At 74.0% G+C, this 6,086-nt stretch carries 6 protein-coding genes; 4 read left to right on the top strand and 2 right to left on the bottom strand.

Annotation, left to right across the window (positions count from 1 at the left end; translation table 11 throughout):
* The coding region (locus EYA84_RS24280; RefSeq protein ID WP_131055667.1) for an ROK family protein at positions 1-504 on the top strand (504 nt) is incomplete at its 5' end.
* On the top strand, positions 504-1,613 hold the full coding sequence (gene nagA / locus EYA84_RS24275) for an N-acetylglucosamine-6-phosphate deacetylase (RefSeq protein WP_131055665.1): 1,110 nt from the start codon (positions 504-506) through the stop codon (positions 1,611-1,613). The genes EYA84_RS24280 and nagA, both read left to right, overlap by 1 nt.
* 9 nt (positions 1,614-1,622) lie before the next feature.
* On the opposite strand, the gene EYA84_RS24270 is transcribed toward nagA, so the two are convergent.
* A complete protein-coding gene (locus EYA84_RS24270) occupies positions 1,623-2,834 on the bottom strand; it encodes a DUF4032 domain-containing protein (RefSeq protein ID WP_131055663.1) in 1,212 nt (403 codons plus the stop codon).
* Positions 2,835-2,945: 111 nt separating this feature from the next.
* Here EYA84_RS24270 and EYA84_RS24265 point away from each other — a divergent pair, with 111 nt between their 5' ends.
* Positions 2,946-3,701, top strand: a complete 756-nt coding sequence (locus EYA84_RS24265; protein WP_131055661.1) for a phosphatase PAP2 family protein — start codon at positions 2,946-2,948, stop codon at positions 3,699-3,701.
* A 10-nt stretch (positions 3,702-3,711) separates the two neighbouring features.
* Positions 3,712-4,944 (top strand): APC family permease, encoded by a 1,233-nt coding sequence (locus EYA84_RS24260; protein WP_131055659.1) that lies wholly within the window; start codon positions 3,712-3,714, stop codon positions 4,942-4,944.
* Between the two features lie 33 nt (positions 4,945-4,977).
* Here EYA84_RS24260 and EYA84_RS24255 read toward each other — a convergent pair.
* Positions 4,978-6,086: TrkA family potassium uptake protein (locus EYA84_RS24255; protein ID WP_201272465.1), on the bottom strand; the 1,109-nt coding region annotated here is incomplete at its 5' end.

The following is a 6,086-nucleotide window of genomic DNA, read 5'->3' as shown; positions in this document are numbered from 1 at the left end:
GCCGCCACCGGCGCACACGGCGCGGCCGGGGAACTCGGCCACATCCTGGTCCGCCCGGACGGCCCGCCCTGCGGCTGCGGCCGGGCCGGCTGCCTGGAGTCGATCGCCTCCGCCTCGGCCGTCGCCCGCCGCTACGCCGCACTCACCGCCGGGTCGGACGTCGGGTGCGCCACCGGTTCCGGTACGCCGCCGACGATGGTGAGCGCCGCCGAGGTGGCCGCGCGCGCGGCTGCCGGTGAGGAGATCGCCAGCCGGGTGTGGCGGGAGGCCGTCGCGGCATTGGCCGACGGGTTGGCCACCGGCCAGGCCCTCTTCGACGTGGAGACGATCGTCCTGGGCGGTGGGCTCGCCCAGGCCGGTGCCGGGCTGTTCGACCCGCTGCGTGCCGCGCTGCGGGACCGGCTGACGTTCCACCGGGAGCCACGACTGGTCCCGGCCGCCCTCGGCGACGAGGCGGGCTGCCTCGGTGCCGCCCTGCTCGCCCTCGACCAGCTGGAGACGTGATGACCGTACGGGTTAACGGCAAGGTGGTGACCCCGAGCGGGGTGATCCGGCAGGGTTGCGTCGAGGTCCGGGATGACCGGATCAGCGCTGTCGCCGAGTACCCGTCGGTCCAGGACGGCCACTGGGTGGTGCCCGGCTTCGTCGACATGCACACCCACGGCGGCGGTGGGCACACCTTCACCACCGGCGACGCCGACCAGGCCCGTGCCGCCGCCGCGTTCCACCTGCGGCACGGCACCACCAGCCTGCTCGCCAGCCTGGTCAGCGCGCCGTTCGACCTGATGCGCGCGGCCACCGCCGCGTTCGCCCCGCTGGTGGGCGACGGCGTGCTGGCCGGTATCCACTTCGAGGGGCCGTACCTCTCCGCCGCCCGGTGCGGCGCGCAGAACCCGGAGTTCCTCCGCGATCCGTCCACCGACGAGCTGAACGAGTTGATCAAGCTCGGTGACGGCGCGGTGCGGATGGTCACCCTCGCCCCGGAGCGCCCGGGCGCGTTGGAGGCCATCGAGCTGCTCACCCGGCAGGGCGTGGTCGCCGCCGTCGGGCACACCGACGCGACGTACGAGCAGACCGTCGCCGCGGTGGCGGCCGGGGCGAACGTCGGCACCCACCTGTTCAACGGGATGCGTCCGGTGCACCACCGCGAGCCGGGACCGGTGGTGGCGTTGCTGACCGCCCCGAACGTCGTGTGCGAGCTGGTCGCCGACGGGGTGCACCTGCACCAGGGCACGTTGACCTTCGCCACCGGCACCGCCGGTCCGGAACGCTGTGCGCTGATCACCGATGCGATGGCCGCCGCCGGGATGCCCGACGGCGAGTACGAGCTGGGCGGGCAGGCGGTGACCGTGACCGACGGAGAGGCCCGGCTGGCCCGGGACGGGGCGATCGCCGGCAGCACCCTGACCATGGACGCGGCGCTGCGCAACGCGGTGGCCGCCGGGATCCCGGTGCCCGACGCGGTCCGCATGGTGTCCACCACGCCGGCGCTCGCGATCGGCCTCGGCGACCAGGTCGGCGCCCTCCAGCCCGGCCTCCGCGCCGACCTGGTGGTGCTCGACGACGACCTGCGGGTCGTCCGGGTGATGCGCGGTGGCGACTGGGTCGAGTGACCTGGCCGGTCAGCGGGGCGCCGGGATCTCCACGCCCAGCACCGCCTGCTCGTCGGGGCGGTGCACCAGCACGTCGCCGAGGAACGAGTGCACGGCGTGCCGCATGCCGACGTCCCGCCCGGCCTCCTCGGAGAGCAGCCACTTGTGCTCGATGATCTGCGCGAACAGCTCCTGCGGCTCCAGCTTGCGCCGCAGGTGCGCGGGCACGGCGCGGACCACCGGCTCGAACACCTCGGTCAGCCAGCGGTGCGCGGCCTGCTGCTCGTCGATCAGGTCGCTCTCCGCCCGGTACGCGTCGAGGTCGTTGAGCAGCCGGCGGGCCTGGTTCTCCTCGGCGTCCAGACCGGTGAGCCGGAGCAGCCGCCGGTGGTGGTAGCCGGCGTCGACCACCTTCGGCCGGATGAGGTACCGCCCGTTGTCGATCGTCGACATGGCCACCTCGGCCACGTCGAAGCCCATCTCGTTGAGTCGCCGGATCCGGCCCTCGACGTCGTGCCGACCGTCCCGCTCCACCTGCTGTTCGTAGGTGATCTCGTGCCAGAGCCGCTCGTACCGCTGCACGACCTCCTCGCAGACCACCTCCGGGTCGATCGAGTCGTGCAGCAGGCCGGCAGCGGCGAGGTCGAGCGCCTCGCCGAAGATGTTGACCCGGGCGATCTCCAGGTCCTCGCCACGCTGGCCGTTGGAGAGCGCGCTGCGCAGCGCCCCGGTCTCGGCGTCGACCAGGTACGCGGCGAACGCGCCCGCGTCCCGCCGGAACAGCGTGTTCGACAGCGAGCAGTCGCCCCAGAAGAAGCCGGTCAGGTGCATCCGGACCAGCAGCGCGGCGAGCGCGTCCAGCAGCCGGCCCATCGTCTCCGGCCGCAGCGTGTGCGAGAACAACGCCCGGTACGGCAGGGAGAACTGGAGGTGCCGGGTGATCAGCACCGGGTCGAGCGGCTCACCGGCGTCGGACTGCCGGTCGGCGACGATCGCCACCGCCTGCACCGACGGGAAGTCGATCCGTTCCAGCGCCCGCAGCAGGTCGTACTCCCGCTCGGCCACCCGCTCGCCGGTCTCCTTGACCGCGTAGACGAACCCGCCGAGGCGGACGAAACGCACCACGTGCCGGGAGATGCCCTGCGGAAGTGCGACCAGATGTTCGGCCGGCCACTCCTCCAACGGTGTCGACCAGGGCAGGTCGAGCAACGCCGGGTCTACGAGGGCCGAAGTGATCCGCACGGCGTCAAGTCTGACGGCTCGCCGCCCGGAACGCTTCCCCGCGTGGTCGGCCCCACAGTGCCGGGACGGAGGCGCGGTCGATCCACCCCGACGGCCCGGTAGCGTGGCGGGGTGCGGGAAACGACACCCCGGAGGCTGCGCCCGGCGCCGGTACGCCCGGCCGGCTGGTGGTGCGACGCCCTGCTGATCGCCGGGTTCGCGGCGCTGACCGCCGCGCTCGCCACCGGCCGGTTCTACGGCCTCGACCTCGCGGTGAGCGAGTGGGCCTTCGCTCACGCACCCACCCCGCTGTACTGGATCGCCCGAGCGTTCAACCTGCTCGGTCAGGGCGGTGGGCTGCTGCTGCCGCTCTCCGGCGGACTCGCGGTGGCGGTGGCCTGGCGACGCCGTACGATCCGGCCGTTCCTGCTGGTGGGTGCCGCTCTCGTGGTCACCACGCTGACGATCGGTCCGCTCAAGCTCTGGACCGACCGGGCCGCCCCGACCGCCTCGGTCAAGGAGCCGTTCCTGGCACCGGAGGAGGCGGTACGGATCTTCCACGAGCTGCCACCGGACGCCTACTCGCTGTCGTACCCGTCGGGCCACGTCGCGAACGCGATCGTCTGGTACGGCGTGATCGCCGCACTGCTGCTCGCGCTGACCGCCGGCCGGCTCCGGACCGGGCTCTACCGACTGGTCCGGTACGCGCCCCCGGCGATCCTGCTGGTCACCACCACGTACCTGAACTTCCACTGGCTCACCGACGGGCTCGCCGCCCTGCTGCTGGGCCTGCTGCTGGACCGGCTGCTGCACCGGGTGCCCTGGGACGGGTTGCCGCTCCCCGAACGGCTACGCCACTGGAGCGCTCCGTTCACCGAACGCCCCTAGGCTGCGGGCCGTGGAACGGTTGGTGCGGCGGCTGGGCGTACCGGATGCGGTCGTCATCGGTCTGGGCTCGATGCTCGGCGCGGGCGTCTTCGTGGTCTTCGCTCCGGCCGCCGCGGCAGCCGGCGGCACCGGACTGCTGGTCGCGCTGGCGCTGGCCGGTGCGGTGGCGTTCTGCAACGCGACCAGCTCGGCCCGGTTGGCGGCCCGCTACCCGGAGTCCGGCGGCACCTACGTCTACGGGCGGGAACGGCTCGGCCCGTTCGCCGGGTTCGTCGCCGGCTGGGGGTTCGTGGTCGGCAAGACGGCGAGTTGCGCGGCGATGGCGCTGACCGTCGGGGCGTACCTCTGGCCCGGACAGGCCCGGCTCGTGGCCGTCGCCGCCGTCGTCGCGGTGACCGGCGTGAACCTGCGCGGCGTCGCCAAGACCGCCACCGCCACCCGGCTCCTGGTGCTGGTCGTGCTGGCGGTGCTGGCCCTGGTGGCGGTGGCCGGCGCGACCGGCGTCCAGCTCGCTCGGATCGACCAGCCCGGCGGCTCCGCGCGCGGCGTGCTCACCGCCGCCGGCCTGCTCTTCTTCGCCTTCGCCGGGTACGCCCGGATCGCCACCCTCGGCGAGGAGGTCCGGGAGCCGGAGCGGACCATCCCCCGGGCGGTGCCGCTGGCGCTCGGCCTGGTGCTGGTGGTCTACCTGGTGCTGGCCGTGATCGCACTCGGTGTGCTCGGGCCGGACCGGCTCGCCGGGTCGACCGCACCGCTGGCCGACGTGGTGAGCGCCGCCGGGCTGCCCGGCCTGGCCTGGGTGGTCCGCGCCGGGGCGACCGTCGCGGTGACCGGGGTGCTGCTGTCCCTGCTGGCCGGGGTGGGTCGCACCACGCTGGCGATGGCCCGCCGCCGCGACCTGCCCGCCGCCCTGGCCACCGTGCACCCCGTACACCGGGTGCCGCACCGCGCCGAACTGGCCGTCGCCGCCGTGGTGATCCTGGTGGTGGCGCTCGGTGACGTCCGGGCCGCGATCGGCTTCTCCAGCGTCACCGTGCTGGTCTACTACGCGATCACCAACGCGGCGGCGCTGACCCTCGGCCGGGACCCGGAGCGGAGACTGCCGGTGCGGGCCCTCGCCGTGCTGGGGCTGGTCGGCTGTGTCCTGCTCGCGGTCAACCTGCCGCTGACCAGCGTGCTCGCCGGCCTCGGCGTACTCGCCCTCGGCGCCGCCTGGTACGCGCTGCGCCCCACCCGCGCCTGACCCGAGCTGCTCACTCGGTGGTGGCCGGTGCCGTCACTCCTCGGCCTCGCGCGGCACCGGTGGGCCGGTCGGTGCCGGCGGCTCCGGCTCGGGTGGAGCGACCTCGCGGAGCAGGGAGTTCAGCCCGGCCCGGCGGGCCATCACGGTCAGCCGGTCCCCCGCCGAGACCATCATCCGCCGGTCCGGTGACCAGTCGAGACGCTGCCCGACCCGGGCGTGCGCGAGCAACCGGACGCTGCCCGGTCGGCCGACGCTGGCGAGTGTCCGGCCGTCCAGCCTCGAACCGGCCGCCACCGCGACCTCGGTGACCAGCAGCGCGTGCCGGCCGACCGGGATGGTGGCGATCACCGCGCGGTCCAGCAGGGCCGCCGCGAACGACGGTGCCGCCAGATAGGAGACGCTGCGGGAGGTGCCGATGCCGAAGGCCCGCTGCACCCGCTCGGCGAAGTCGCCGTCGAAGAGCCGCAGCACCACCCGGAGCTGGTCGTTCACCGTCCGGCCGTTCAGCGCCGCCCGCAGGTTGGCGCCGTCGTCGGTGGAGACCACCACCAGCGCCTGGCAGGTGGCGATCGAGGCGGCGCGCAGCGTCTCCTCCTGCGCCGCGTCGCCCACCACCAGCGGTACGCCCAGCCGCCGGGCCAACCCGGCACCCCGGGCGTCGGCGTTGCTGTCGATCGCGACCACCTCGACGCCGAAGTCGTTGAGCTGGGCCATCACCCGGGTGCCGATGTTGCCCAGGCCGACCACCACGACGTGCCCGGAACGCTCGACAAAGTTCCGCCCGGCGTGCAGGGCCAGCCTCGCCCGGACCACACCGTCGACGACCACCGCCGTGATCAGCGGAATCAGGGCCACCCCGGCGAGGTTGAGCACCACCTGCATGACCTTCTCGGCCCTGTCCTTCTCGATGTCCGGGTCCTGCCCGGTGAGCGTGGTGACCATGGTCAGGTAGAGCGCATTGGCCCAGGAGACGTGAGCGGCGCGCCCGTAGAGGGCACCAAACGCGGCGATCACGGCGAGCAGCACGAACACCGCGATGCCGATCTTGCGGGTGGCGAAGCCGCGTACGGCCCCGAGCAGCATCGCCACCGGGCGCCGTCGACGCCGGGCCCGGACCAGCCGGCGGGCGGCCAACTCGGTGC

The organism is Verrucosispora sp. SN26_14.1 (assembly GCF_004307965.1).
Classification (GTDB): domain Bacteria; phylum Actinomycetota; class Actinomycetes; order Mycobacteriales; family Micromonosporaceae; genus Micromonospora.
The sequence above is the reverse complement of the archived record's forward strand: the minus strand, read 5'-3'. Positions and strand labels throughout refer to the sequence as shown.

Excerpts from the sequence above, each read along its gene's own strand:
- nagA (WP_131055665.1), top strand. The coding sequence starts at position 504 with ATGACCGTACGGGTTAACGGCAAGGTGGTGACCCCGAGCGGGGTGATC.